Source organism: Arthrobacter sp. J156 (assembly GCF_056172865.1).
The window spans coordinates 2,782,942-2,808,795 of record NZ_CM149650.1 but is presented as its reverse complement, the minus strand read 5'-3'; the positions used below and the strand labels follow the sequence as shown (position 1 = coordinate 2,808,795).

General features: G+C 71.9%; 24 protein-coding genes and 1 tRNA gene. 11 read left to right on the top strand and 14 right to left on the bottom strand.

The window, feature by feature from the left end; all coding sequences use genetic code 11:
- Positions 1-166 precede the first annotated feature (166 nt).
- Positions 167-1,906 carry an FAD-binding protein gene (locus tag AC0QR5_RS12920; RefSeq protein ID WP_329862907.1) on the bottom strand — a complete coding sequence of 580 codons (1,740 nt, stop codon included), beginning with the start codon at positions 1,904-1,906 and terminating at the stop codon, positions 167-169.
- A gap of 78 nt (positions 1,907-1,984) precedes the next feature.
- Here AC0QR5_RS12920 and AC0QR5_RS12915 point away from each other — a divergent pair, with 78 nt between their 5' ends.
- Positions 1,985-2,917 carry a LysR family transcriptional regulator gene (locus AC0QR5_RS12915; protein ID WP_329862905.1) on the top strand — a complete coding sequence of 311 codons (933 nt, stop codon included), beginning with the start codon at positions 1,985-1,987 and terminating at the stop codon, positions 2,915-2,917.
- Here AC0QR5_RS12915 and AC0QR5_RS12910 read toward each other — a convergent pair.
- Together AC0QR5_RS12910 and AC0QR5_RS12905 are read right to left on the bottom strand one after the other, a co-directional pair.
- The gene (locus AC0QR5_RS12910) at positions 2,863-3,834 is read right to left on the bottom strand and encodes a class C sortase (RefSeq protein WP_329862931.1); all 972 of its coding nucleotides are present in this window, start codon (positions 3,832-3,834) and stop codon (positions 2,863-2,865) included. The two genes, AC0QR5_RS12915 and AC0QR5_RS12910, sit on opposite strands and share 55 nt — an antisense overlap.
- Before the next feature lie 23 nt (positions 3,835-3,857).
- Positions 3,858-5,072, bottom strand: coding sequence for a SpaH/EbpB family LPXTG-anchored major pilin (locus AC0QR5_RS12905; protein ID WP_329862903.1), 1,215 nt, complete (start codon positions 5,070-5,072; stop codon positions 3,858-3,860).
- Here AC0QR5_RS12905 and AC0QR5_RS12900 point away from each other — a divergent pair.
- Positions 4,959-5,441, top strand: a complete 483-nt coding sequence (locus tag AC0QR5_RS12900) for a CGNR zinc finger domain-containing protein (RefSeq protein ID WP_430970752.1) — start codon at positions 4,959-4,961, stop codon at positions 5,439-5,441. The two genes, AC0QR5_RS12905 and AC0QR5_RS12900, sit on opposite strands and share 114 nt — an antisense overlap.
- A gap of 79 nt (positions 5,442-5,520) precedes the next feature.
- Here the strand turns inward: AC0QR5_RS12900 and AC0QR5_RS12895 are convergent.
- Positions 5,521-5,593: transfer RNA gene (locus AC0QR5_RS12895), tRNA-Lys, on the bottom strand.
- An 89-nt stretch (positions 5,594-5,682) separates the two neighbouring features.
- On the opposite strand from AC0QR5_RS12895, the gene AC0QR5_RS12890 reads away from it, so the two are divergent.
- The 3 genes from AC0QR5_RS12890 to AC0QR5_RS12880 all read left to right on the top strand — a co-directional run bounded on the left by AC0QR5_RS12890 (position 5,683) and on the right by AC0QR5_RS12880 (position 8,250).
- Positions 5,683-6,339: a hypothetical protein gene (locus AC0QR5_RS12890; protein WP_329862901.1), complete on the top strand. Its 657-nt coding sequence runs from the start codon at positions 5,683-5,685 to the stop codon at positions 6,337-6,339.
- Positions 6,340-6,604: 265 nt separating this feature from the next.
- The gene (locus AC0QR5_RS12885) at positions 6,605-7,222 is read left to right on the top strand and encodes a hypothetical protein (protein WP_329862899.1); all 618 of its coding nucleotides are present in this window, start codon (positions 6,605-6,607) and stop codon (positions 7,220-7,222) included.
- An 8-nt stretch (positions 7,223-7,230) separates the two neighbouring features.
- Positions 7,231-8,250 carry an inorganic phosphate transporter gene (locus AC0QR5_RS12880; protein WP_329862897.1) on the top strand — a complete coding sequence of 340 codons (1,020 nt, stop codon included), beginning with the start codon at positions 7,231-7,233 and terminating at the stop codon, positions 8,248-8,250.
- A 211-nt stretch (positions 8,251-8,461) separates the two neighbouring features.
- Here AC0QR5_RS12880 and pstB read toward each other — a convergent pair whose 3' ends face one another.
- From pstB to pstS, 4 genes are all read right to left on the bottom strand, one after another.
- Positions 8,462-9,241, bottom strand: a complete 780-nt coding sequence (pstB, locus tag AC0QR5_RS12875) for a phosphate ABC transporter ATP-binding protein PstB (protein ID WP_329862896.1) — start codon at positions 9,239-9,241, stop codon at positions 8,462-8,464.
- A gap of 29 nt (positions 9,242-9,270) precedes the next feature.
- Positions 9,271-10,374, bottom strand: coding sequence for a phosphate ABC transporter permease PstA (gene pstA, locus AC0QR5_RS12870; RefSeq protein WP_329862895.1), 1,104 nt, complete (start codon positions 10,372-10,374; stop codon positions 9,271-9,273).
- Entirely contained in the window at positions 10,374-11,306 is a 933-nt protein-coding gene (pstC, locus tag AC0QR5_RS12865) for a phosphate ABC transporter permease subunit PstC (protein ID WP_329862893.1), read from the bottom strand. Before pstC ends, pstA begins: the two co-directional genes overlap by 1 nt.
- A gap of 160 nt (positions 11,307-11,466) precedes the next feature.
- On the bottom strand, positions 11,467-12,591 hold the full coding sequence (pstS, locus tag AC0QR5_RS12860; RefSeq protein WP_329862891.1) for a phosphate ABC transporter substrate-binding protein PstS: 1,125 nt from the start codon (positions 12,589-12,591) through the stop codon (positions 11,467-11,469).
- Between the two features lie 287 nt (positions 12,592-12,878).
- Here pstS and AC0QR5_RS12855 point away from each other — a divergent pair, with 287 nt between their 5' ends.
- The 3 genes from AC0QR5_RS12855 to disA all read left to right on the top strand — a co-directional run bounded on the left by AC0QR5_RS12855 (position 12,879) and on the right by disA (position 16,616).
- Positions 12,879-14,012, top strand: coding sequence for an FUSC family protein (locus tag AC0QR5_RS12855; protein WP_329862889.1), 1,134 nt, complete (start codon positions 12,879-12,881; stop codon positions 14,010-14,012).
- Between the two features lie 65 nt (positions 14,013-14,077).
- Positions 14,078-15,472: a DNA repair protein RadA gene (gene radA, locus AC0QR5_RS12850; protein ID WP_329862887.1), complete on the top strand. Its 1,395-nt coding sequence runs from the start codon at positions 14,078-14,080 to the stop codon at positions 15,470-15,472.
- A gap of 70 nt (positions 15,473-15,542) precedes the next feature.
- The gene (disA, locus tag AC0QR5_RS12845) at positions 15,543-16,616 is read left to right on the top strand and encodes a DNA integrity scanning diadenylate cyclase DisA (RefSeq protein WP_329862886.1); all 1,074 of its coding nucleotides are present in this window, start codon (positions 15,543-15,545) and stop codon (positions 16,614-16,616) included.
- A gap of 129 nt (positions 16,617-16,745) precedes the next feature.
- On the opposite strand, the gene AC0QR5_RS12840 is transcribed toward disA, so the two are convergent.
- Positions 16,746-17,429, bottom strand: coding sequence for a hypothetical protein (locus tag AC0QR5_RS12840; RefSeq protein WP_329862885.1), 684 nt, complete (start codon positions 17,427-17,429; stop codon positions 16,746-16,748).
- 211 nt (positions 17,430-17,640) lie between these two features.
- Here AC0QR5_RS12840 and AC0QR5_RS12835 point away from each other — a divergent pair, with 211 nt between their 5' ends.
- Both AC0QR5_RS12835 and AC0QR5_RS12830 read left to right on the top strand, forming a co-directional pair.
- Positions 17,641-18,693 (top strand): HhH-GPD family protein, encoded by a 1,053-nt coding sequence (locus tag AC0QR5_RS12835; RefSeq protein WP_329862883.1) that lies wholly within the window; start codon positions 17,641-17,643, stop codon positions 18,691-18,693.
- 139 nt (positions 18,694-18,832) lie between these two features.
- The gene (locus AC0QR5_RS12830; RefSeq protein WP_329862881.1) at positions 18,833-19,399 is read left to right on the top strand and encodes a hypothetical protein; all 567 of its coding nucleotides are present in this window, start codon (positions 18,833-18,835) and stop codon (positions 19,397-19,399) included.
- A 116-nt stretch (positions 19,400-19,515) separates the two neighbouring features.
- On the opposite strand, the gene AC0QR5_RS12825 is transcribed toward AC0QR5_RS12830, so the two are convergent.
- Complete coding sequence (locus AC0QR5_RS12825) at positions 19,516-19,731, bottom strand: hypothetical protein (protein ID WP_329862879.1); 216 nt, start codon at positions 19,729-19,731, stop codon at positions 19,516-19,518.
- A 259-nt stretch (positions 19,732-19,990) separates the two neighbouring features.
- On the opposite strand from AC0QR5_RS12825, the gene AC0QR5_RS12820 reads away from it, so the two are divergent.
- Positions 19,991-21,730 (top strand): HNH endonuclease signature motif containing protein, encoded by a 1,740-nt coding sequence (locus AC0QR5_RS12820; RefSeq protein ID WP_329862877.1) that lies wholly within the window; start codon positions 19,991-19,993, stop codon positions 21,728-21,730.
- Between the two features lie 119 nt (positions 21,731-21,849).
- Here AC0QR5_RS12820 and AC0QR5_RS12815 read toward each other — a convergent pair whose 3' ends face one another.
- The 4 genes from AC0QR5_RS12815 to AC0QR5_RS12800 form a co-directional block, all read right to left on the bottom strand.
- The gene (locus AC0QR5_RS12815) at positions 21,850-22,368 is read right to left on the bottom strand and encodes an amino-acid N-acetyltransferase (RefSeq protein ID WP_329862876.1); all 519 of its coding nucleotides are present in this window, start codon (positions 22,366-22,368) and stop codon (positions 21,850-21,852) included.
- A 129-nt stretch (positions 22,369-22,497) separates the two neighbouring features.
- A complete protein-coding gene (locus AC0QR5_RS12810; protein ID WP_329862874.1) occupies positions 22,498-25,038 on the bottom strand; it encodes an ATP-dependent Clp protease ATP-binding subunit in 2,541 nt (846 codons plus the stop codon).
- Positions 25,039-25,126: 88 nt separating this feature from the next.
- Positions 25,127-25,423 (bottom strand): histone-like nucleoid-structuring protein Lsr2, encoded by a 297-nt coding sequence (locus AC0QR5_RS12805; RefSeq protein ID WP_329862873.1) that lies wholly within the window; start codon positions 25,421-25,423, stop codon positions 25,127-25,129.
- Between the two features lie 172 nt (positions 25,424-25,595).
- Positions 25,596-25,853, bottom strand: coding sequence for a hypothetical protein (locus AC0QR5_RS12800; protein WP_329862872.1), 258 nt, complete (start codon positions 25,851-25,853; stop codon positions 25,596-25,598).
- Between the last annotated feature and the right edge of the window lies 1 nt (position 25,854).

Sequence of the window (25,854 nt, the reverse complement as noted above, 5' to 3'; positions counted from 1 at the left end):
TCGTACCCGCGTCGGCACTAGACAGGACGCGGATCGGCGGGCCCTCCGGCCCGCGCGCGCACCGGCCCGGCATCGTTGCCCGATTGATACCCGGCGGCAACAAGCCGGCGGCCCGCCCCGGGCCGCTCGGGGCCCGGGGTGGGGTACCGGTGCACCGCAGCGGCGGCTACTCGACGAGCTTGCCGGCCGTCGAGACCTCGCGGATCAGCGCCGCGATCTCCTCGGGAACCGGCGGGATCTCCTCCCGCTCGATCCCCCGCGCGGGGGACCAGACGAGGTTCACCTGCAGCGACGGATCCAGCTCCGGGTGGTCGCTGCGGTTGTGGCAGCCGCGCGTCTCGCGCCGCTCGAGCGCGGCCTCGAGGGTGGCCCGCGCGGCGAGCGCGGAGGACTTCAGGTCGAACGCGTGGGCCAGGTCCTGGAAGCCGGCGATGTCGGGGTGGATTCCGACGTCGGCCAGGCGCGCCTCGATCGCGTCGAGCTCGGCGAGCCCGGCCCGGAGCCCCGCCTCGTCGCGGACGACGCCGGCGTGCTCGGTCATGGTGTCGCGGATCGCCCGCTGCAGGGCGCGCACGTTCTCGGTGCCGTCGGCGGCGAGCAGCTCGTCGATCTCCGCCCGGGCCTCGAGGACGGCCGCCGCGGAGCGCCGTTGCGCGGTCAGCCCCGTGGAGTGTTCGACGGCGGCGCGCCCCACGATCCGGCCGAAGACCAGCAGCTCGATGAGCGAGTTGCCGCCGAGCCGGTTGGCTCCGTGCAGGCCCGATGACGCCTCGCCGATCGCGTACAGCCCCCCGACGTCCGTCCGGTGGTCCTCCGGCCGGACCCAGACGCCGCCCATGGAGTAGTGGGCCGTGGGGGCGATCTCGATCGGTTCCGCGGTGATGTCCCGCATCTGCAGCTCCAGGAGCGTCTGGTAGACGCGCGGCAGCCGCTGCATGATGGTCTCGCGGGGCAGGTGGGAGACGTCGAGCCAGACGCCGCCGCGCTCGGTGCCGCGCCCCTCCTTGATTTCCGTGTACGCGGCGAGGGCGACCCGGTCCCGCGTCGAGAGCTCCTTGCGCTCCGGATCGTAGCGTTCCATGAACCGCTCGCCGAGGCCGTTCCGGAGGATCCCGCCCTCGCCGCGCGCGGCCTCGGAGACGAGCGTGCCGGCCGCGTTCTCCGGATCGATCAGGCCCGAGGGGTGGAACTGGACGAGCTCCGGGTCGCGCAGCCGGGCGCCGGCCTCGACGGCGAGGCGGAAGGAGTCGCCCGTGTTCTCGTCGCGGCGGGAGGACGTGCGGCGCCAGATGCGGTTGTGGCCGCCCGCGGCCAGGATGACGGCGTCGGCGTGGATCAGGTAGCGCGTCCCGTCCCGCAGGTCGAATCCGTAGGCGCCGAAGACCGTGTTGTCCTTCACGAGCAGGCGGGTGATGTAGACGGTGTCCAGGAGGGGGATCTCGAGCTGCTCGCTCCGGGCGACGAGCGTGCGCTGGATCTCGAGGCCCGTGTAGTCGCCGGCGAAGGCCGTGCGGCGGTAGGTGTGGGCGCCGAAGAAGCGCTGGGAGATGCGGCCGTCGTCCTCCCGGGCGAAGCCCATGCCGTAGCGCTCGAGGTCGCGGATGCCCTGCTCCGCGCCCCGCGCCACGATCTCCACCGTGTGCGGGCTGGAGAGGAAGTAGCCCTCCTTGATCGTGTCGGCCGCGTGCTGCTGCCAGCTGTCCTCGGCATCCATGGTGCCGAGGGCCGCATTGATGCCGCCCGCCGCGAGGGCGGTGTGGGCGTCGTGGCGTGGACGCTTCCCCACCGCTACGACGTCGACGCCCTGCTCGGCGACCTCGATGGCCGCGCGCAGGCCGGAGCCGCCCGTGCCGATGACCAGGACCGTGGTGGAGATCCTGCGTTCCCTGTTGTTCCGTGCGTTCATGTGGTCCACGCTAGGAAGACCTCGACGATAACTCCAATGAATTATCCGAGTGGTTTCAATGCGTTTAGGCTATGAATCATGAATCTCGAGCAGTTGCGCGGCTTCGTGGAGGTCTCCCGGGAGGGGCACTTCACGCGGGCCGCGGCCCGGTTGCACCTCGCCCAGCCGTCGCTCAGCCGGCAGATCTCGACGCTGGAGCACGAGCTCGGCTCCGTCCTGTTCCACCGCTCCCGCGGCAACATCTCGCTGACGCCGGCCGGCGAGCTCCTGCTGCCGCTCGCCCGGCGCATGCTCGCGGACGCCGACTCCGTGCGCCGTGGCATGGAGGAGCTCGCGGGCCTGCGCCGCGGACGGGTCCGGATCGGGGCGACGCCGACGCTGTGCGGCACGCTCGTGGCCGAAGCGCTCGTCGGCTTCCACGCCGCCCATCCGGGCATCCAGCTGCACGTCACGGAGCGTGGATCCCGCGGCCTGATCGAGGAGCTCTCCGCCGGCCAGCTGGACCTGGCCCTCGTGACCGGGCCCGCCGGGCGCCCGGGGGCGGACGCGAGCCTGGACCGCGCCCCGCTGCTGCGCGAGGACCTCGTCGTGGTCTCCTCGGCCGCCCGGCCGCCGCTCGCCGCCGGGGCGGCGGAGATCGGGCTGGCCGAGGTCGCCTCGCTCCCCCAGGTCGTCTTCCACGAGGGCTACGAACTGCGTGCGACGACGGACACCGCCTTCCGGGACGCGGGCCTCGCCCCGACGGCGGTCGTCGAGGGCGCGGAGATGGACGCCGTGCTGCGCTTCGTCGAGCGCGGCCTCGGCGTCGCGATCGTGCCCGCCATGGTCCTGATCGACCGGCCCGGGCTCCGTTCCGCCCGCCTCGCCGGCCCGCGCCTGGGCCGCACCATCAGCATGGCCCAGCGCTCCGACGTCGTACCCACCCTCGCCGCCCAGGCGCTGAGAAAGGCGGTCGTTCAGGCGGCGGCCGCCCTCGTGGCCGACGCCCCGGGCCTGGCCCTCGCGACGTAGGCGGCATCGGCGAGGACGACGACGCCCAGGACCACGGCCCACCACGGGAAACCCGCCGGCTCCACCGGGGCCCCGGCCTCCGCGGGGAGCGGCAGGACGCGCTCGGCCTGGACCAGGATCCGGTGGGAATTCACGCCCAGGGGCGTGCAGGTGACCAGGGTCAGCAGATCCCGTCCCGGCTGCGCGCGCAGCGGATCGGTTTGGGTCGGGAGCACAACGGTCGAGCTCGCGACCCGGTAGAGCAGCGTGCGGCCATAGACGTCGAGCTCGATCGCGTCGCCCGCCTCGAGGCGGTCCAGGTGGGTGAAGATCGTCGCCTGGGGCAGCCCGCGATGGCCCGTCAGGACGGCGTGCGTCCCCGCCCCGCCGACCGGAAGCGCCGTTCCCTGCAGATGCCCGACGCCGTCCATGAGGACGTCGGCCCCCGTCCCGTGGTAGACGGGCAGGCTCAGGTCGAGCGAAGGGATGCGCAGGCGCGCCATGACCCCGTCGCCGGCCGGGTCGAGCAGGCCCCAGTAGGGATCGCCGTCCCGGACCGTCTCCTCCTGGATGGCGGCGATGGGGTCCACGACGCGGCTGCCGTCGGCGAGGGAGGCGTTGTAGGACTGCGCCGCGCCGAGGCCCGCCTCGCGGTCGGCCGGGAACATGCCGTCCACGGCCGCGACGTAGCGATCCGCCTCGTGCCCCTGCCCGAGCGCGGAGAACCAGCTCGCCGCCGGCGGGTAGAGCATGATGCACGTCCCGACGAGCACGAGGACCGCCGTGGCGATGACGTGGGCCGGGGCACGACGGCGGGACGCCCGGTGGGCGCGTCGGCGGCCGCGGGCACGCGGGGCCGGGGCCCCATCCGGGCGGGAGGCGGGAAGCGGGCCGCCCGCCGGTGCGGGGGTGCGAGGGGGCGTGGACCGTGCGGTCATGGTGCCCACGCCCCCTCCCCGTCCTAGGCCGTGCGGGCGCGGTTGCGGCGCGCGGCGGACAGGGCGATGCCGCCCACGATCAGCGCCACGCCGGCGCCCACGAACAGGCCGGCACCGGTGCTGCCAGTCAGCGGCAGCATCAAGGCGGGCACCTGGGTGTTGGCGATGGTGACGTGGACCGCGTGCTCGACGTGGACCGCGTGCTCGACGTGGACCGCGTGCTCGACGTCGCCCTCGGTGACCGTGACCTTCACGGGCGTGGAGACCAGCTGATAGCCCAGCGGGGCCTTGGTCTCGACGAGCTCGTACTGGCCGGCCTTGAGGCCGTTGACGGTGAAAGTTCCGTCGGCGCCCGTGGTGAAGATCGTGTCGTTGTCGCTCACGTCCTTCAGCGGGCCGGCGATGATCTTGTCCCCCTGGGCGTCGAGGGCGTAGAGCTCGAACTCGGCGCCGGCGAGGGTCTTGGACGGCTCGTCCTTGGCGTGCTTGAGGACCGTCAGGGCCCCCCACGAGGTGGTGACCGTGTTGGAGCCGAAGGACTTTTTGGGGTCGTTGACGTAGATCGCGGCCTGGTTGGTGATCTTGCCGTCACCGAGCGAGGCGACGGTCGTCTGCAGGGTCACGGTGATGGCGTTGCCCTGGACGGTGCGGAGCTTCGCCCGGCCGGAGTCACTGAACACCACGGAGAACTCCTGGCCGTCGGCGCCGGCGGTGTAGTCGCCGTCGGCCAGGGTCAGCCCTTCGACGGCGACGGTCGCAGAGGCGTAGCGCAGCCGCTTGTCGAGCGCATCGGTGATGCCGAAGTCGGTCAGGGTCTGCGCGGCCGGCAGCGAGGGGACCTGGGCGGTGAGCGTGAAGGTGACGGTGTCGCCGATGACGTGGGCGCCCGAGTCGTCCACGGCCTTGGTCAGGCCCGTCGCGGTGTTCTTGGGGTACACGTGGACGTCGTAGTTCCAGGCGTTCGCATCCGCCATCGGGATCGTGACGAGGAACGGCTCGCCGTGGAAGGCGATGTTGTTGGCCCCCGTGTCCGTCTCCGTGACGAGGTACAGGCCGATCGGGAGACGGGCGAAGGCGGCGGTGCCGGAGTCATTGGTCACCAGCGAGACGGTGTCGAACCCGGCATCGAGCTGTTTCGCGGCCTGGTCCGGGGTGAGCTGCCCCAGGCCCTGCCACGCTGCCGGGTCCGGGGAGTCATCGACGAGTGGCTGGCGGTCGTGGACGCCGCCGACCCGCACGAGCGGGCGCGCATCCTGAACGGCCACATGGCCGCGGCGGCCGCCTACCCCCGGCTGACCGACCACGACGAGGAAGGATGGCACCTGCACTATCGCGAAGACGACGCGACGTCGCTGCCGCGCGTGTTGTCCGCCGTCATCAGCGTCGGCACCGCGCTGCATCTCACGACCCGCGGGATGCATCGCCTGGGCCGTTGCGCGGCGGGCGGCGACCCGGGCGATCCCTGCACGGCCGTCGTCGTCGACGTCACCCGCAACGGCCGCCAACGGTACTGCTCCGTGCGCTGCGCCAACCGCGCGGCCGTCCGCCGGCACCGCGCCCGTGCGGCGGATTCCCGCGGAGCCGGAAGCGCTCCGGGTGAAAACTGAGGTCAAACCGGGGTCGGTCCACCCGGTGCCAGGGCAGCGGAAAAGGCCCGGAATCCGTGCGTTTCCGGGCCTTGACGGGTGGGCCCTGCGGGGATCGAACCCGCGACCCACGGATTAAAAGTCCGGTGCTCTACCAGCTGAGCTAAAGGCCCCTTGGACCGGGAATCCGGCCCGGATCCATGCTACCGCACGGCACCCGGAGCCCCTGTGCGGGCAGCCGACGGGGAGTATCCTCGGGGGCATGAAGGCAGACCCAGCAGGACCGGGCGACGCTGCGCCGCGCCACCACAAGCCCAAGCCGTTCGCGCCGGCGGACTTCGAGCCGTTCATCGGCGGGGCCGATCCGGCCCGCGTTTCCGAGGCCGCGCACCTGGCCGCCCAGGCCCTCGTGAGCCGCGGCCGCGCCACCGACGACCCCGAGATCACCCGCCGCCTCGTGAAGCTCGCCGACAAGGAGGGTCTCGAGGCCATCGCGGAGCTCTGGGCGGAGAGCCCTGCCCGCTCCCTGCCGGGCGTGCTGTGGCGGCTCTACGCGCTGCGCGCCGCGACGATCCAGCAGCCGGAGCGCATGGCCTCGTTCTTCTCGGCGGGCCGCCACGCCGCCGAGGTCGCGCACGTCGTCTCCGGCGTCGCCGAGCCCCCGGGCGCCGACGAGTTGCGCAGCATGGCGGACTCCATCCTCTCGGGCGCGTTCGACGGCGACTTCGACGTCGCCCTCGAACGCACCGCCGCCTTCTGCCGCGTCGTCGCGCTGGGGCAGACGCACCACGCCGACGCCGCCGAGGCCGCCGACTCCCGGCACGCCAGCCGGCTGACCCGGAACTCCCACCAGCTCGTCAAGACCGCCGAGGACCTCGAGGCCGCCGCGGAGTCGTGGCGCCGCGGCGAGCTCTCCTGAGCCGGCCCGGGGCGGCCGTGTTGACAGGCCCCGGCCGCGGGGAGAACACTGTAGGCGGTGCCGGGCCGCGGTAACCCCGGGCTCCAACTTGCAGCCGCTTCGAGCGGCCTTCCGCCGAGAGGCGTTCCCGGTTCGGCACCATCAAGACCTCCCCCGGAGCGGCTCCGTGTCGCCGCCGGCGCAGCGCGCGGCGGAGCTGTTCACCCCCGATGCGTAGACTGGGGCCTGCTTCATCCTCCCCTTGCGATCCCCCGGCGGTCCCCACGTGAAATTCAGCCTGTTCCCCCAGGAAACCCGGGGCCTGGACCTCCTGGCCAACCTCTGCTCCGAAGTGCAGCGCGCGGTCGACGTCCTGGCCCAGCTCCTCGGCGCGCTCGGCACCGACTCGGCCGAGCTCCTCGACGAGCTCACGTCCTGCGAGACCCGTGCCACCGACCTGCACTACAGCATTCTCACGCACCTCCGCACGAGCTACGTCAACCCCCTGCCCCGTGAGGACCTCTACGCCTTTTCCCGCCGCCTGCACGACGCCGTCGGGGCGCTCAGCGGCGCCGGCGACCTGGTCCAGCAGTCCCGGCTGACGTGGATCTCCCAGCGCGCCTCGCAGCAGCTCGAGCTCATCGGCCGCCAGGCCCAGCTCGCCTTGACCGCCATCGCGGACCTGAACCGCCTCGACGACGTCGAGGAGACCTGGCTGCAGATGGTCCGCCTGACGCACCGCATCAACGGCACGCACCGCGCCTGGCTCGGCGAGCTCGGCGACATCCAGAAGACCGCCACGATCATCCGCCACCGCGCCGTGGCCGACCAGCTGCTCACGGGCGCCGGGTTCATGCGCTCCTTCGCGGACCACCTCGGCCAGGTCCTGGTCAAGGAGTCCTGACGGGCGGCATGGACTCCATCCTGCTGGCACTGGTCCTCGCGGCCACGTGTGCCTTCGCCTTCCTCAACGGCTTCCGCGACATCTCGAACTCCGTCGCGGCCGCCGTCCGCACCCGCGCGCTCACCCCGACCATCGCCGTCGTCTGCGCCGCCGCCTTCGCCTTCCTGGGCACCCTCCTCAGCTCCACGTTCGGCACCTACCTGGTTTCCGCCGTCGAACTCAACGTCCCGGAACGCTCGCTGGGACTGGGCATCCTCCTGGCCGCGCTCGTCTCGGCGGGCGGCTGGGGGCTGTTCTGCTGGTGGCGCGGCATCCCGACGTCGTCGACCCACGCCGTCATCTCCGGCCTGGCCGGCGCGAGCGCCGCGTCCGCGCTGCTCGGCGGCGACGGAACGCACGGGGCGCGCTCGATGCTCCTGTTCGCCGTGCTCCTGCCGCTGCTCGTGACGCCCCTCGTCGCGTTCGCGGCGTCCTACCTGCTCGTGCTCCCCGCGACGTGGCTCATGCGCCATTGGTCCTCCGCCGACGTCACGCGGGTGGGCCGCGGCGCGCAGTCGGTCAGCGCGTTCGCCGTCTCGCTGGGCCACGGCCTGCAGGACGGGCAGCGCACCGGGGCCATGATCACCCTCGCCCTCGTGACGGCGCACGTCCTCGAGCCGGGAACGCCGGTGCCGTTCGCGGCCCAGCTCACGGCCGCCTCCTTCCTCGCGCTCGGCGCACTGGCCGGCGGCTGGCGGATCACCTACACGCTGGGCCACCGGCTCGTGAACTTCGATCCGCTGCGGGGGGCCTCCGCGCAGACCGTCTCGGCGGCGATGCTGTTCGTCGGCGCCCTGGTGCTGCACCTGCCGCTGTCCACGACGCAGGCCGTGACGAGCGCGATCGTGGGCGCCGGGGCGAACCAGCGCTTCGAGACGGTGCGCTGGGGCAAGGTGCTCGGCGTGGCCGGCTACTGGCTCGCCGCCCCCGTCGCGTGCGGGACGGCCGCCGCGGTCCTCTTCCTGGCCCTGCACCCGCTGCTCACCTGACGCGTGCCGGGGCGCCGGAACCGAGGACGACGCCGGGGCCCCACCCCCCGGCGCCCGTCCCGGCGTGGGCGTGGGCACGGGAACGGAAACGGAAACGGCGGGTGCCGGCCACAGCCGGCACCCGCCGTCGATCCCCCTCAAGATCCCCTGAAGATCCCCCTTCAGGGCCTCCCCCGGCCGCCGTTCGTCGGCCGGGGGACGCGTGGACGGCCTATCCGAAGCGGCCGGAGACGTAGTCCTCGGTCGCCTTGACCGAGGGGTTGTTGAAGATCGTGGTCGTGTCGTCGTACTCGATGAGCTTGCCGGGCTTGCCGGTGCCGGCGATGTTGAAGAACGCCGTCTTGTCGGAGACGCGGGCGGCCTGCTGCATGTTGTGGGTCACGATCACCACGGTGTACTCGCTCTTGAGCTCGTTGATGAGGTCCTCGATCGCGAGCGTGGAGATCGGGTCCAGGGCGGAGCAGGGCTCGTCCATGAGGATCACGTCGGGCTTGACCGCGATCGTGCGGGCGATGCACAGGCGCTGCTGCTGGCCGCCCGAGAGGCCGGAGCCGGGCTTGTCGAGGCGGTCCTTGACCTCGTTCCACAGGTTGGCGCCCTGCAGCGAGCGCTCCACGAGCTCGTCGGCGTCGGCCTTGCTGATGCGCCGGGCATTGAGCTTGACCCCGGCCAGCACGTTGTCGCGGATGGACATCGTCGGGAACGGGTTGGGGCGCTGGAAGACCATGCCGATCTGGCTGCGCACGGTCACCGGGTCCACGCCGGAACCGTAGAGGTTGTCGCCGTCGAGCAGGACGTCCCCTTCGACCGTGGCGCCCGGGATGACCTCGTGCATGCGGTTCAGGGTGCGGAGGAAGGTCGACTTGCCGCAGCCGGACGGGCCGATGAAGGCCGTCACGGAGCGTGCGTCGATGTTGATGTTGACGCCCTCCACGGCGAGGAACTTGCCGTAGTAGACGTTGAGGTCTTTGACGTCGATGCGCTTGGACATGTGAAGTGTTCCTTCGGGTGTGCGGGGGCCTAGCGGCCGGTCTTGGGGGCGAAGACGCGGGCCACGAGCCGGGCCACGAGGTTCAGGAGCATGACGATCAGGATCAGCAGCAGGGCCGCGGCCCAGGCGCGCTGGGCGCTCGGATCGATGTTCGTCGGGGAGGTCGGGGTGAGGATCTGGTAGTAGATGAACGTCGGCAGCGTGGCCATCCAGTTCGCGAAAACGTTCCAGTTGATGCTGCTCGCGAGGCCGGCCGTGACCAGGATCGGGGCCGTCTCGCCGATGACCCGGGCGATCGCGAGGGTGACGCCCGACGCGATGCCGGAGATCGCCGTCGGAATGACCACCTTGGTGATGGTGCGCCACTTGCGCACCCCGAGGGCATAGGACGCCTCGCGCAGCTCGTTCGGGACGATCTTGAGCATCTCCTCCGTGGAACGGACCACGGTGGGGATCATGAGGACCGAGAGGGCGACGGCGGCGACGATGCCCATGCGGGCCGTCGGGCCGAGGATGACCGCGAAGAGCGCGGCCGCGAAGAGGCCCGCGACGATCGAGGGGATGCCCGTCATGACGTCCACGAAGAACGTGATGCCGCGGGAGAGCGACTTGCCCTGCCCGTACTCGACGAGGTAGATCGCGGTCAGCATGCCGACGGGCACGGAGATCAGCGTGGCCCACAGGGTGATGAGCAGGGTGCCGACGACGGCGTGGTAGGCGCCGCCGAGCACCGGGGTGCCGTTCTCGACCGAGGCGTTGTCCACCGCGCCGGTCATGCCGTTCATGGACGTGAAGAGGAACTCGGGCGTCAGGCCGGGCACGCCGCGGGCGAGGACCGTGACGATCACGGACACGAGCGGGATCACCGCGAGGATGAATGCCCCGTAGACGAGGTACTTGGCGAAGGCGTTCGTGCCCTGGCGCCGCCCCTCGACGACGGTCGTGGTGATCGTGGCCGCGGCGACGAACAGGACCGCGGTGTAGATCAGAAAGGTGGCGATGCTGAAGCCGCCGAGCGTGGACAGGGCCGCGCCGAGCACGAGGGCACCGCCCAGGACGGCGGGAACGGCCCACCGCGGGAGGCGGCCCTTGGCGAGGGAGTTGCGCTGCGAGGTCAGGGTGGCGTTGCTCATCAGTTGGCTCCCGAGAATTCCTTGTGCCGGCTGATGATCCAACGGGCGATCATGTTCACGGCGAGGGTGATGACGAAGAGGACCAGGCCGGCGGCGATCAGCTCGGCCAGGCGGAGGCCGAACGCCTCCGGGAAGTTCAGGGCGATCTCGGCGGCGATGGTCTGGTTGCCCGTCTTGATCAGCGACGGGATGAGCCCGCCGGTGGAGAGCACGAGCGCGACGGCCATGGTCTCGCCCAGGGCGCGGCCGAGGCCGAGCATCACGGCGGAGATGATGCCGGGCCGCGCGAACGGGATGACGGCCATGGTGATCATCTCCCAGCGCGTGGCGCCGAGGGCCAGGGCGGCCTCCTCGTGCAGCTTGGGCGTCTGCAGGAAGATCTCGCGGGAGAGCGAGGTGATGATGGGCAGGACCATGACGGCGAGGACGATGCCCGCCGTGAGCATGGTCTTGCCGGTCTGGCTGGCCGGTCCTTCGAAGATCGGGATCCAGCCGAGGTTCTCGGCGAGCCAGACGTAGCCCGGCACGAGAGCGGGAGCGAGGACCATGTAGCCCCAGGCGCCGTAGATGACGGAGGGGATCGCGGCCAGCAGGTCGATCACGTAGCCGAGCCCCGCGGCGAGGCGCCGGGGGGCGTAGTGGGAGATGAAGAGGGCGACGCCGATGCCCACGGGGGTCGCGATGACCAGGGCGATCGCGGCGGCGATGATCGTGCCGATGACGATCGGGAAGATGTAGCTGGCGAATCCGTTGCCGCCGGACACGTCCTCGGCGTCCGCCTGGAAGACGGGGACGGCTTGCGCAAAGAGGAAGGCGGCGACGGCGAAGAGGGTGACGAGGATGAGGATGCCGGCGGACATGGAGGCCGTGGAGAAGACCTTGTCTCCGGCCTGGCCCGACTTCTCACCGCGGGTGAGCGCGCTGGTGGACATGGTGACCCTTCGGTCGTGTTGGGCGGCGGCCGCCCCGGGGGATCGGAGGGCGCCGCTGCGTTGAGGGGGTGCCGCGCCTCCGCCCCGTGGTGGTGGCCACGGGGCGGAGGCGGCGGCGCTGCGTCGTCTACCTACTCAAGCATTGACGTGGGGTGCTTGGCTAGGAAGCGACCGTGATGGTCTCGATGGCGGCGATCGCCTTCTCGCGCAGGGTCTCCGAGAGCGCGGCGCTTCCGGCCGACTCCGCGGCGTCCTGCTGGCCCTGCTCGGAGACGATGTACTCGCCGAAGGCCTTGACGAGGTCGACCGTCGCCTGGTCCTTGTAGCTCGTGCAGTAGATGTGGTAGCTCACGAGGACGATCGGGTAGGCGCCCGACTCGGAGGTGTTGCGGTCCAGGACCAGGGACATGTCGATGTCGGCGCGGCCCTCGACCGGGGTGGCGGCCTCGACGGCCTTGGCGGCGGCCTCGGAGGAGAGCTTGGTGTAGTCCTCGCCGACCTTGACGCTGACGGTGCCCAGGTTGCCGACGGCAGAGGCGTCGGCGTAGGTGATCGCGCCGGCGGTCGAGGAGGCGGTCGAGACGACGCCGGAGGTGCCCTTGGCGTTCTCGGCCTGGATGTCGGACGGCCACTCGCCGGAGGCCTCGAAGCCCCACGCATCGCCTGCGGCCTGCTCGAGGTACTCGGTGAAGTTCTCGGTGGTGCCGGACTCGTCGTTCCGGTGGACGACCGTGATGGCGGTGTCCGGCAGCTCGACGCCCTCGTTGTGCGCGGCGATCGCGGGATCGTTCCAGGTGGTGATCTCCTGCTTGAAGATCTTGGCGATCGTCTCGGCATCGAGCTTCAGCTCGTCGACGCCCTCGAGGTTGTAGGCGACGGCGATCGGGGAGATGTAGGCCGGGATGTTGAAGGCGCCGTCGGGGCCGCAGACCTGCTTGGCCTCCTCGTACTCGTCGTCCTTCAGGGAGGCGTCGGAGCCGGCGAACTGCGCGGCGCCGGCCAGGAAGGCCTTGCGGCCGGCACCGGAGCCGTCCGGGGAGTACTGCACGCTGGCGCCGCTGTGGGCGGCGGAGAAGCCGACCTTCCAGGCGTCCATGGCGGCGTTCTGCGCGGAGGCGCCGACGCCGGTGAGGGTGCCGGTGACCGCGGAGACGGGCGCCTCGGAGCCGCCGGCGGCGGGGGTCGTGGCGGGAGCGCCGGTGGCGTTGTCGGAGCCGCAGGCGGTCAGGGCCAGGGCGGCGACGGACAGGACAACGGCTGCTTGGCCGAAGCGGGTAACCTTCACGAGTTTTCCTTCGTCGAGTGCTCGGGGGGAACGGGTCCCCGTCAGTGGTGGATGCCGGGCAACCACGTGCTCCGGGCCGGCGCGGTGCGGTGTTCGCCGTCGCGCTCCGTACTTGAAGGTAGGGGCGCGAGGTAACGGAACCTTCCGCCGAAAGTGAACGGGGGGTGAACGGAACTGGCATTTTGAACCTTTTCCGCGCGGAGGGGCTGGTTTGCCGCGGCATTCGGCGGTAGTGGGGGGCGGCGGTGATTCCCGTCACGGCGCGGCCCGCGTGCCAGACTGGTTTCATGACCCGCCCCCGGCCCCTGCGCAGCGCGTGGCGCTTCCTGCGCCGCAGGACCGTCGTCGGCGCGCTGCGCGTCAAGTCCTCCTCGCTCAAGATCGTGCAGATCACGGTGTGCGCCGTCGGCGCGTACTGGTTCGCCGAGGAGGTCCTCGGGCATGCGGGGCCGTTGTTTGCCGCGACGTCGGCGATGATCGCCCTCGGATTCGGCCGCGACACCCATACGCGCCGCACCATCGAGGTCGCCCTTGGCTGCACCCTCGGGATCCTCGTGGGGGACCTGCTCCTCCACGTCCTGGGCACGGGCCCACTGCAGGCCGCGGCCGTCCTCCTCGTCTCCCTCGTCATCGCGCGGTTCCTGGACAGCGGCACGATCTTCACGACGCAGATGGGCCTGCAGTCCCTCCTCGTGGTCCTGCTGCCCGCCCCGGCCGACGGCGTGTTCGCCCGCAGCGCCGACGCGATCATCGGCGGCGTGTTCGCGCTCGTGATCGCCGCGCTGACGCCGCGGAACCCGCGCCGCGAGCCCGCCCGGGAGCTGCGCGCCCTGCTCGAGGAGCTCGCCGGCGTCCTGCGCGACTCCTCGGCGGCCCTGCGCGCCTCCGACTCGACACGGGCCTGGCACGCGCTGATCCGGGCCCGGGGCACCCAGCAGCTCATGGACGCCCTGCCCTCCTCGATGCGCGGGGCGCGCGAGATCGCGACGCTCTCCCCCGCCTACCGCAGCCAGCGCGGGGAGGTGGAGCGGCTCGCCCGGCTCGCGGACAAGACCGACCTGGCCGTCCGCAACTCCCGCGTCTTCACGCGCCGGCTCACCTCCGTGATCACGCACGCGGCGCTAAGCGACGAGGCCATCGACGCGCTCTCCCAGTTCCTCGACGAGGTCGCCGACGGCGTCGACACCCTGGGCCGCTCCGTCGTCGAACCGAGCCAGCCGGCTCGCGACCGGGCCGAGCACGGGGCCCGCAAGGAGCTCGCCTCCTCGGCTGCGCGCCTGAGTCCGGAGGCCTTCGGCGTCTCGGGCCTCCAAGGCGAGGGGATCGTGCTCCTGCTGCGCCCGATGCTCGTGGACCTGCTCGAGGCGGCGGGCCTCGACAACGAGGAGGCCGCGGGCTACCTGCCGCGCCTCCGGTCCTGACCGCCGGGGCCGCCAGCCGCGCCCGCGCCCCCAATCGTCGGGGCCAGCGGCTAGCCTTGTGACCCATGGCCACGAAGTCCTCCACGCGCACCAAGCCCGCTTCCGGCTACCGCTGCACCGAGTGCGGCTGGACCACCGTGAAGTGGGTCGGCCGCTGCGGCGAGTGCCAGGCGTGGGGAACGGTCGAGGAGACGGGCCAGACGGTCGCCCGGACGACGCCGGCGACGGTGATCGCCCATCCCGCCCCCGCGATCGGCGACGTCGACGCGACGGCGGCCGGCTACCGCCCCACGGGCGTGGGCGAGCTGGACCGCGTCCTCGGCGGCGGCCTCGTCCCCGGGGCGGTGATCCTGCTGGCGGGCGAACCGGGCGTCGGCAAGTCCACGCTGCTGCTGGACGTCGCGGCTCGGACGGCCCGCGGCGGGCGCCGCGTCCTCTACGTCACGGGCGAGGAGTCAGCGGCCCAGGTGCGCATGCGGGCCGATCGCATCGGGGCACTCGCGGACACGCTGCACCTGACCGCCGAGACGGACCTCGGGATCGCGCTCGGACAAGTGGAGCGGCTCGCCCCGGACCTGCTCATCGTGGACTCCGTGCAGACGCTCTCCTCGTCCGAGGTCGAGGGCGCGGCCGGCGGCGTCACCCAGGTCCGCGAGGTCGCAGCCTCCCTGATCAACGCCGCGAAGAAGCGGCACATGGCCACGCTGCTCGTCGGCCACGTCACGAAGGAGGGCTCGATCGCGGGACCGCGCCTCCTCGAGCACCTCGTGGACGTGGTCTGCCAGTTCGACGGCGAGCGCCACTCCCGCCTGCGCCTGCTGCGGGCCGTCAAGAACCGCTACGGTCCGACGGACGAGGTGGGCTGCTTCGACCTCACCGAGACCGGCATCGAGGGGCTCGCCGATCCCAGCGGGCTGTTCGTGACCCGGACCCGTGAACCGGTCTCCGGCACGTGCATCACGGTCACCGTGGAGGGCCGGCGCCCACTCGTCGCCGAGGTCCAGGCCCTCATCGCCAAGTCCTCCACCGCCCAGCCGCGCCGGGCCACGAGCGGACTGGACTCCTCCCGCACGGCGATGGTCCTGGCCGTTCTGCAGAGCCGGGCCGGCCTGGACCTGTCCAGCCAGGACTCCTACGTCGCCACGGTCGGCGGCGTGCGCCTCGCCGAGCCGGCCGTCGATCTCGCGGCCGCGCTGGCCGTCGCCGGGGCGCGGATGGACCGCCCGCTCTCCTCGCGGATGGTGGTGTTCGGCGAGGTCGGCCTCGCCGGCGAGGTCCGCCCCGTCCCGGACATCTCTCGCCGGATCACCGAGGCCGAGCGGCTCGGCTTCGGGTACGCGATCGTCCCCGCCTCCCCCAACGGCCCCGGCACCGTCCCCGAGGGCTTCCGCGTCAAGGAGGTCGGCACGCTCAACGAGGCCCTCGAGATCGCCTTCCCCGGCGGGGAGCAGGAAGGATAGGCGCGCGCGGCGTCCGGCGTCGTACCCTTCCCCCTACGATGGTGGTAGCCGCCCCGGAAGGACAACCACCATGGCCAAGAGCCCCGAAGACGCGCTGCGGACGACCCTCGCCCGAGTCGCGCCCGGCACCCATCTGCGCGACGGACTCGAGCGCATCCTGAGGGGGCGCACCGGCGCGCTGATCGTCCTCGGCTCCGACCGGGTCGTGGACTCCATCTGCTCGGGCGGCTTCGACATCGACATCCCGTTCACCCCGACGCGGCTGCGCGAGCTCGCCAAGATGGACGGTGCGATCGTCTGCGACAAGGACGCCTCCAACATCCTCAAGGCGGCCGTGCAGCTGGTCCCGGACCACACGATCCCCACGCAGGAGTCGGGCACGCGCCACCGCACGGCCGAGCGCGTGGCCATCCAGACCGGGCTGCCCGTCATCTCCGTCTCCCAGTCCATGCAGATCATCGCCGTGTACGTGCAGGGGATCCGCCACGTCCTGGAGGGCTCCGAGCCCGTCCTCGCCCGCGCCAACCAGGCCCTCGCGACGCTCGAGCGCTACCGCAACCGCCTGGACCAGGTCACCGCCACGCTCTCGGCGCTGGAGATCGAGGCGACGGTCACGGTCCGCGACGTCGCCGTGGTCCTGCAGCGGCAGGAGATGGTGCGCCGGATCTCCGAGGAGATCGCCCAGTACGTCCTGGAGCTCGGCGTCGACGGCCGGCTCCTGGCCCTGCAGCTCGACGAACTCAGCGCGGGGCTGGGCCCCGGCAGCGACCTGCTGCTCAGGGACTACGCGGAGCTGGACTCGCAGCAGGAGATCGACGCCGCGCTCGCGCGGCTGCAGGGGTTCTCCTCGACCGAGATGATCGACCTGTCCCGGATCGCCACCGTCCTCGGCGTCACGCCGGGCACCGATTCGCTCGAGGCGATCGTGCACCCGAAGGGCTTCCGGCTCGTCGCGGGGATCAAAGCCGTGCCGCGCGCCGTCGCCGACCGGCTCGTGGCGAGCTTCGACGGGCTGCAGCGGCTCATGGCCGCCAACATCGAGGACCTCATGAACGTCGACGGGATCGGCGAGCAGCGGGCCCGGACCATCCGTGAAGGGCTCTCGCGGATCGCCGAATCGAGCCTCCTGGACCGCTTCTCCTAGGATTCCGACGCCGGGGCCCGGCCGCGCGCGGCGGACCGCCTTGGACGCGGCGACCGCGACGGGGGCTGGCGTGGCTGGCGGGACGGGCAGCCGCGACGATTGCCTCCGCGCGTCCCCGCCGGACGCGCTCTAGCGCAACTGGAAGGGCGCCTTGTTGCTCGTCAGCTCGCCGAGCTTGGCCGTGAAGACATAGGTGCCGGGGCGGGGCTTGGTCGCGACCGCCTCGCAGCCGGGGGCGCTGCGGACGCGCTCCCACGTGAAGCGGGCGGTCTCCTGGCCTCCGGGCTTGATCTCGAGCTCCACGGTGGTGGGCTCGGTCCGGCAGTCGCTGCTGTTGAAGATCCGGTCGTCACCGCTGAGGACCTGGAACTCCTGTTGCCCGGTGCCGACGTTGACCGTGCAGGGCGCCTGGCCCTGGTTGCCGACGGTCATGATCAGCACGGGGTTCTCGTTGGCCCCGTAGGCGCTCTGGTCCGTCTCGGCGCTGACAACGACGTCGCCCGCGACGCAGCTCGGGGATTCCGGGGCCCCGCTCGGCTCCCCCGCGTCCGACGCCGGGGCCGAGCCTTCCGGGGCGCCGCTCTCCGACGCGCCGCCCCCGGTTCCGTCCGGGTCGTTGCCCGGGGCCGAGGTGCCGGACCCCTGCGGGGCGCCCTGACCGTCGTCGGAACCGGAGAAGAGGGAGGCGAGAGCGAAGCCGGCCCAGACCAGCAGTCCCAGCACCACGAGCAGCACGATTCCCGCGGCGAGCCGGCGCCTCCGGTACACGGCGGGGCTCGGACGGCGCGGGGGCCGAGGGTGCTGTTGTGCCATGCTTCTAGGCTATGAGCCCGCGTGCGGGCGCCCCCGTTCCCACGCCGGGCACTAGAGTATTGGTGCCGGGAAGCACCCGACCCGTCAGGTGCGGCCCCGCACCCGGCCGGCGTCCGGCGTCGGGCTGGGGCCGATGAGGGCCCGGCGTTCCCGCCTGGACGCGGCCCGAAGCGCACCCGGAGAGCCCTTGAGGGTTCTGGAGAGGAGAGCCGTGCCCGCGACGACCGACACGACCGCGCTGCACCGCGGCATCACCGACTGGTTCGACGTCCACGCGCGCGACTTGCCGTGGCGGCGGGCGGAGCGGACCCCGTGGGGCGTGATGGTCAGCGAGTTCATGCTCCAGCAAACCCCCGTGGTGCGCGTCCTGCCGGTGTGGGAGGAATGGATGGAGCGCTGGCCGACGCCGTCCGCGCTCGCCGTCGAACCCGCCGGGGAGGCGCTGCGCGCGTGGGGGCGGCTCGGGTATCCGCGCCGGGCGCTGCGCCTGCACGCCGCGGCGCAGCGGATCGCCGAGGACCACGCCGGGGAGGTGCCCTCGGATCCGGGCGCGCTCCTCGCACTGCCGGGCGTCGGCGCGTACACGGCCGCGGCCGTCGCGTGTTTCGCGTTCGGGATCCCGGAGACCGTCGTGGACACCAACATCCGCCGGGTCCACGCCCGGCTCGTATCCGGCCGTGCCCTGCCCGAACCCTCCTATACGGCGGCCGAGGCCCGGCTCGCCGAGGCGCTGATGCCGGAGAAGGAGCACGACGCCGGTGCCCTCGCCTGCCGCTGGAACGCCGCGGTCATGGAGCTGGGCGCGCTGGTCTGCACGGCCCGAGCGCCGCGCTGCGGGGACTGCCCCGTGGCTCAGGACTGCGCGTGGGTCGACGCCGGACGTCCGGAACCCCACTACGTGCCCAAGGGCCAGCCGTGGGCCGGGACCGACCGCCAGGTGCGCGGGGCCTTCATGGCCGTTCTGCGCGAGGCCGACGCCCCCGTGCCGCGCGCGGCGCTCCTCGGCGCCCACCTCTCCGCCGGGGAAGCGCCCGCGGGAGGCGTCGAGGCGGAGGTCCCGACTGGCGTCGGCACGACCCAGGGCCCGGCCACCGCCGGCGAGACCGGGGAGGCACCGGCGTCGTACCCTGCGGCGTACTCCGCGGCGTGGAAGAGGCTTGCCGAGCTGCCCGCGGGCGGGGAACAGAGGGAGCGCTGTCTCGAGGGGCTGCTCGCCGACGGACTCGCGCACGAGGGGTCAGAGGGCATCGCGCTGCCCCACTGACGACGGCCGGGCGGCAGGTCGCTGGCCCCACTGACGACGGCCGGGCGGCAGGTCGCTGGCCCCACTGACGACGGCCGGGCGGCAGGTCGTTGCCTTCCCGTGCTTCCGGCGACCGCGCCGGGGCTCGTAGGCTGGCGCCATGACGGCACACCGGGACGCACCACGGCGGGAAGTGACGGAAAGCCGGGCGCGCGCGACGAAGACCGTGCCGCCCTTACCGACGTCGGCGGCGGCCTTGGCGATCGGCGCCGTGGCGCTCCTAGCCGGTTGCGGCATGCTGCCGGAGCGCGGCTGCCCGGCGATCGGACTCGCGACGGGCGTCTCCTTGACGATCGCGGCCGACATCGTGCCCGCGGATCCGCCGGCCCAGGGGTCATTGACCTGGTGCCAGGACGGGGCGTGCCACGAAGTGGTGCTCGAGCTCTTCGCGGGTTCCGACACCGTGGATCTCGGGTGCGACGGCGACGGCCCCGACGATGCCTGTTCCGCTTCCTCCGTCCCCAACGGGACGCTCCATGGCTTCTGGCCGGCGCCCGAGCTACTCCCCGGGGCCGTCGAGGTGGCGTTCTCCGCCGAGGGGCTCGACGAAGCCCGGGCCGCGTTGGAGGCCGGCGAGGTCAGCCACGGCGCGGGTCAGTGCCGGATCGCGGGCACCCAACTCGCATTGGTCCTGGACGGGCAGGGCCTCCGGGAAGCGACGCACTGACCGCGAGCCACGCTTCGGCAGGCCCGGATGCACGCTGCCCAAGCTCCTGTCGCCCGGACGCGTGACGTCCCCCGGCCGGCGGCCGCGGGGACGTCAGGCGTTGACGGAGTGGGCAGCTACTGCTGGCCCTCCTGCGGCTTGGCGTCCTTGCCGCCGAGGTGCTGGGCCTGGGCGTCGTCGACGAACTTGTTCACCTTGTCGGCGTGCTCGCCGAGCTTGTCGCCGTGCTGCGCCTGGAGGTTGTCGATGGTTTCGTTGATCTTGTCGCCGTGCTGGTTCTTCAGGTCGTTCAGCTTGTCGCCGAGGCCGCCGAGGTTGTCTCCGAGTCCCATGGCACTACCTTCTTCCGTCACTGGTTGCTGGGGTTGACACTGGATGGCGGGTCCGCGTGGACCCACCGCTGCCTACCTTAGGCATGCCGGGGACGAAGAGTCCACCGTTGCTGTGGACTGTTCACCCATTAAGCGGATGGAGAAATCCGGCGTTCCTTCGCTACCCGGTTTCTCCTCCACAGCTTCGATGCCGGGGGTGTTGTCCACGGTTGCCGGAAACTCTTGCTCATTCGAAGAAAGTTTCGATGATGATGGATTCATGACCATCAACGAGCTGCCGGCGGATCCGTTCCGGGAGGGCGCGTGGGCCGTCCCCGGAGCGGATCCCGCGCCCTTCCCGGAGGGCGGTGTTGCCGCGGCCGCTGCGGCCGCCGGGCCCGCTCCAGGCGGCAGCCCGGGAACCGGCGACGGCATGCCCGCTGACAGCGGGGCCATTGTCCCTGACGACGGATGGGCCGTCCCCGGAACGGGTCCCGCGCCCTTGCCGGACGGGTCCGGGGATGGAGCCGGCGATGGGGCCGGCAGCGGGGCCGTGGCGTTGGCCGGGTTGCGGGAGGCCTTGCGCGGCTGGTCGGACACGCTGGCGGGGCGGCGTCCGGGCCGGCACGCGCTCGCGGGCCTGCTGCGCGGGCTCGAGGAGCTCTCCGTGGAGGTCCAACGCGCCCAGGTCATCGCCGCCCGCGCGGCCGAGGACGAGCAGATCACCCTCCTCGGTGCCGCCCCGGGACCCGGCGGGCGGGCCGAGTACCGGGACACCTCCGACTACCTGGCCAAGGAACTGCACATCCCACGCTCCGAGGCCCGGGCCCGGCTCGAAGCGGCCCGGAAACTGCTTCCGCGCACCTCCCTGACCGGCGAACCGCTCCCGGCCCGCTACGAGGCCGCCGCGGCCGCCGTGCACGCGGGCCGGCTCTCGGTCCCGGCCGCCCTGCAACTGACCCGCCGCGTCGAGAAGGCGGCGCCCACGGCCAGGACCCGCCCCGGAGGCGGGACCGCGGAACTGGCCGCGATGGAAGACAGCCTCGTTCAGACCGTGCTGCAGGACGGGCCCGCGACGATGCACCAGGTCGCCGACACCTGGACCCTGTTCCTGGACCCCGACGGCCGCGAACCCAGCGAGGAAACCAAGCGCGCGCTCCAGGGCCTGTTCTACCAGGGCCGGTCCCAGAACCTGCACGTGTTCAAACTCGTCACCGACGACGCCCAGGCCGAACAGCTCTTCAGCGTCTGCGCCCCGGCCGCCAACCCCCGCACCGGCCCCCGCACCGCGCCCCACGACGCCGACGGGGCCGGAGACACCAAGGCCCACAGCACCGAGACCAGTGACACCGCAGACGCCGCCAGCGATCCCGCCCCCACCGCGGCGGCCGACGTGGAGGGGGAGCCGGCCGAGGCGCCCGCGGATGGCAGGACGCGGGCCCAGCACCAACTCGAGGGACTCGTCAACGCGGTCGGGATCGCCCTGTCCACGAACAAGCTGCCCCGCAACGGCGGGAACCGGCCCCAGGTCATGGTCACCATCGACTACCAGACCCTGCTGGGCGAGCTCGCCACGATGGGCACCCAACGCTCCGAAGCCGTGCACGCCGGACTCGTCAGCCCCGCCCAGATCCGCCGCCTCGCCTGCGAAGCCGAGCTGATCCCCGTCGTGCTCGGATCCGCCGGACAGGTCCTGGACGCCGGACGCTCCGAACGGCTCTTCACCGAGGAACAACGCAAGATCCTCTACGCCCGCGACCGCGGCTGCACCGCCCCCGGCTGCACCACCCCCGCCAGCGGCACCGAAGCCCACCACATCACCTGGTGGTCACGCGGCGGCACCACCGACATCGACAACGGCGCCCTCTGCTGCCCCTTCCACCACCACCTCGTCCACGACGGCGGCTGGCAGATCACCATGATCAACAACGCCCCCTACTGGATCCCACCACCCCACATCGACCCCGCCCGAAGACCACAACGCAACACCTACTTCCACCCCCAAGCCACCCCCACCTAAACCACAACCCGACGATCCCCACGGTTCAGAGTCCCCCAAGGCGGCGGGCCCAAGGCCACGGGCCCGAGGCCCCCACAGTCCCGCGACCCCCAAGGCGGCGGACCGGTGGCCCAGCGCCGTCAGACCGCGGCGTCCAAGCGGGCGATCATGCGGGTGTTGCCCAGGGTGTTCGGCTTGACCCGGGCCAGGTCGAGGAACTCCGCCACGCCCTCGTCGGTGGAGCGCAGGAGCTCGGAGTAGACGGCCGGATCAACGGCGGACTGGTCGGCCATGACGGTGAAGCCGTTGCGTTCGAAGAACCCGACCTCGAACGTCAGGCAGAAGACGCGGGACACGCCGATCTGCCGGGCGTTCTCCATGAGCTGGGCCAGAAGCGCCCGGCCGACCCCGTGGCCGCGCCACTCGTCCGAGGTCGCCAGGGTGCGCACTTCGGCGATGTCCTCCCACATCACGTGCAGGGCGCCGCAGCCGATCACCGTGCCGTCCTCCGCCTCCGCGACGATGAACTCCTGCAGGCCCTCGTAGTAGGCCACGGCCTCCTTCTCCAGCAGCACGCGCGAGTCCGCCAGCGGCTTGACGAGCGTGCGGATGCCGGGCACGTCGGGCGTACGGGCCCGGCGGATCGTGTAGGAAGCCATGCGCCCCATCATAGGCACGCGCCCACCGGGCACGACGAAGCCCGCCCGGCCATGTGACGGCCGGGCGGGCTTCACGGAGTGCAGCGCCCGCTGCGGGGAGCGCCGGACGAGGCGCGGCGCCCCTGCGGACTAGCCGACGGCTCGCGAGCCGTCCGCGGCGGGGGCCTCGATGGCGGCCGGGATCGGCTCACCCTCGAGCTCGCCCGGAGTGTCCTGGCCGATGAACGTGAACTTGCGGGCATCGCCCTCGCCTTCCACGTCCACCACCACGGTCTGCCCCGTGACGACCTCGCCGAAGAGGATCTTCTCCGAGAGCTGGTCCTCGATCTCGCGCTGGATCGTCCGGCGCAGCGGACGGGCGCCCATCGCCGGATCGTAGCCGCGCTCGGCCAGCAGGACCTTCGCCGCCGGCGAGAGCTTGACGTGCATCCCCTTGTCCACCATGCGCTTCTCCAGCCGCGCGACGAACAGGTCGACGATCTTGACGATCTCCTCCTGGGTCAGCTGCGGGAAGACCACGACGTCGTCGACGCGGTTCAGGAACTCGGGCCGGAAGTGCTGGCGCAGCTCCTCCTGGACCTTGGCCTGCATCCGGTCATAGCCCGTCTTGGTGTCCGTGGCCGACTGGAAGCCGGTCATGACGCCCTTCGAGATGTCGCGGGTACCCAGGTTGGTGGTCATGATGATCACCGTGTTCTTGAAGTCCACGACGCGGCCCTGCGAGTCCGTGAGTCGGCCGTCCTCGAGGATCTGCAGGAGCGAGTTGAAGAGGTCGGCGTGGGCCTTCTCCACCTCGTCGAACAGGACCACGGAGAACGGACGGCGGCGGACCTTCTCGGTGAGCTGGCCCCCCTCCTCGTAGCCGACGTACCCGGGAGGGGCGCCGAACAGCCGGGAGACGGTGTGCTTCTCCGAGTACTCGGACATGTCGAGCGTGATGAGCGCGTCCTCCTCGCCGAAGAGGAACTCGGCGAGGGCCTTGGCCAGCTCGGTCTTGCCGACGCCCGTGGGGCCGGCGAAGATGAACGATCCGCCCGGGCGGTTGGGATCCTTGAGCCCGGCGCGGGTCCGGCGGATGGCCTGCGAGATCGACTTGATCGCCTGGTCCTGGCCGATGACGCGCTTGTGGAGCTCGTCCTCCATGTTGAGCAGCCGGCTGGACTCCTCCTCGGTCAGCTTGATCACCGGGATGCCCGTGGAGTTCGCGAGCACCTCCGCGATGAGCTCCTCGTCGACCTCGGCGATCTCGTCCATGTCGCCGTTCTTCCAGGCGCGCTCCTTCTCGGCGCGGGCCTCCTGGAGCTTCTGCTCCTTGTCCCGCAGGGACGCGGCGCCCTCGAAGTCCTGCGAATCGATGGCGGCCTCCTTCTCGCGGCGCACCACCGAGATCTCCTCGTCCATCTGCTTCAGGGCGGGAGGCGCGGTCATGCGGCGGATGCGCAGGCGCGCGCCGGCCTCGTCGATCAGGTCGATCGCCTTGTCCGGAAGGAAGCGGTCGGAGACGTACCGGTGCGCCAGCTGCGCGGCGGCCGCCAGCGCGCCGTCCGTGATGGAGACGCGGTGGTGGGCCTCGTAGCGGTCGCGCAGGCCGCGGAGGATCTCCGTGGCGTGCTCGACGGAGGGCTCCTTGACCTGGATCGGCTGGAAGCGGCGCTCGAGCGCGGCGTCCTTCTCGATGTGCTTGCGGTACTCGTCCAGCGTCGTCGCGCCGATGGTCTGGAGCTCGCCGCGGGCCAGCATCGGCTTGAGGATGGAGGCCGCGTCGATCGCGCCCTCGGCCGCGCCGGCTCCGACGAGCGTGTGGATCTCGTCGATGAAGAGGATGATGTCCCCGCGCGTGCGGATCTCCTTGAGGACCTTCTTCAGCCGTTCCTCGAAGTCGCCGCGGTAGCGGGAGCCGGCCACGAGGGAGCCGAGGTCGAGCGTGTAGAGCTGCTTGTCCTTGATGGTCTCCGGCACGTCTCCACGCACGATCGACTGGGCGAGGCCCTCGACGACGGCCGTCTTGCCGACGCCGGGTTCGCCGATCAGGACGGGGTTGTTCTTGGTGCGGCGGGAGAGGACCTGCATGACCCGCTCCATCTCGAACTCGCGGCCGATGACCGGATCGAGCTTGCCCTCGCGGGCCGCGGCGGTGAGGTTGCGGCCGAACTGGTCCAGGACGACGGAGCCAGCCGGGGCGCCCTCCTGCTGTCCCTGTCCGACGCCGGCGCCGGCCGTCTCCTTGCCGCCCTGGTAGCCCGAGAGCAGCTGGATGACCTGCTGGCGCACGCGGTTCAGGTCCGCCCCCAGCTTGACGAGCACCTGGGCGGCGACGCCCTCGCCCTCGCGGATCAGGCCGAGCAGGATGTGCTCGGTGCCGATGTAGTTGTGGCCGAGCTGCAGGGCCTCGCGGAGCGAGAGCTCCAGGACCTTCTTGGCCCGCGGGGTGAACGGGATGTGCCCCGACGGCGCCTGCTGTCCCTGGCCGATGATCTCCTGGACCTGCTCGCGCACGGCCCCGAGGGAGATGTTCAGGGATTCGAGCGCCTTGGCGGCGACCCCCTCGCCCTCGTGGATCAGCCCCAGCAGGATGTGCTCGGTACCGATGTAGTTGTGGTTGAGCATGCGCGCCTCTTCCTGGGCGAGCACGACAACGCGACGGGCACGGTCGGTAAATCTCTCAAACATGGCGGCACACTCCTAGCTAACGCGTACTGACGATGCTACGCACGAATCCCGGCCTTGGGGTGCGTGTTCGCCGTAGGGATAAAGGAGCTCAGGAGTGGGCGTCGCGGTAGGCCCCGATGACCTCCGAGTTCAGGCGTCCGCGTTCGCTCACCGGGTAGCCGTGCTCCGCGGCCCACGCCCGGATGGCCGGTGCCTCGGCGGCCGAGTAGGCGTTGGAGCGGCGCCCGGCCTCGATGAAGCCGGCCAGGAAGCCGCGCAGACGCGCCGCGTTCTCGGGGCCCAGGTCGATCTCGTAGTGGCTCCCGTCGAGGCCGAACTGCACGGTCTCGACGGCGGGGGTTCCGTCGAGGTCGTCGACCAGGGTGATTTCCACTTTGCGTGCCACGCCGCAAGTCTATGCACGGCCGGGGGCGGCATCCAGCGCCGCCGCGCCGCGCCGCTACCGCCGGGTAGCCCGCGGGGGGCGGGACGGTCGCCTCGCGGATCCCGGCCCCGTGCCCGGGTGCCCGGCCCACGGCGCTTCGGATCCGGCGTCGTCCGCGTCCCGGGCGCCTGGCCTACGGCCGGGCGGAACCGGCGTCGTCCGCGTCCCGGGGCCCCGCGGCGTCGGAGGGACGCGCGTCTTCGGCATCCTCGTCGCTCGCCGCGGCGCCGGTCGAGGAACCCGGTACGACGCCGGTGCCGCCGCCCGCGCGCGCGTCCGCCTCCGCCTCGGCGAGGCGTTCGTTGCGGTCGACGCGGAAGAGCGATCGCACGACGAACCAGAAGATGAGGGCGACGACGATCGTGGGCAGCAGGACCTGGACGTACTCCACG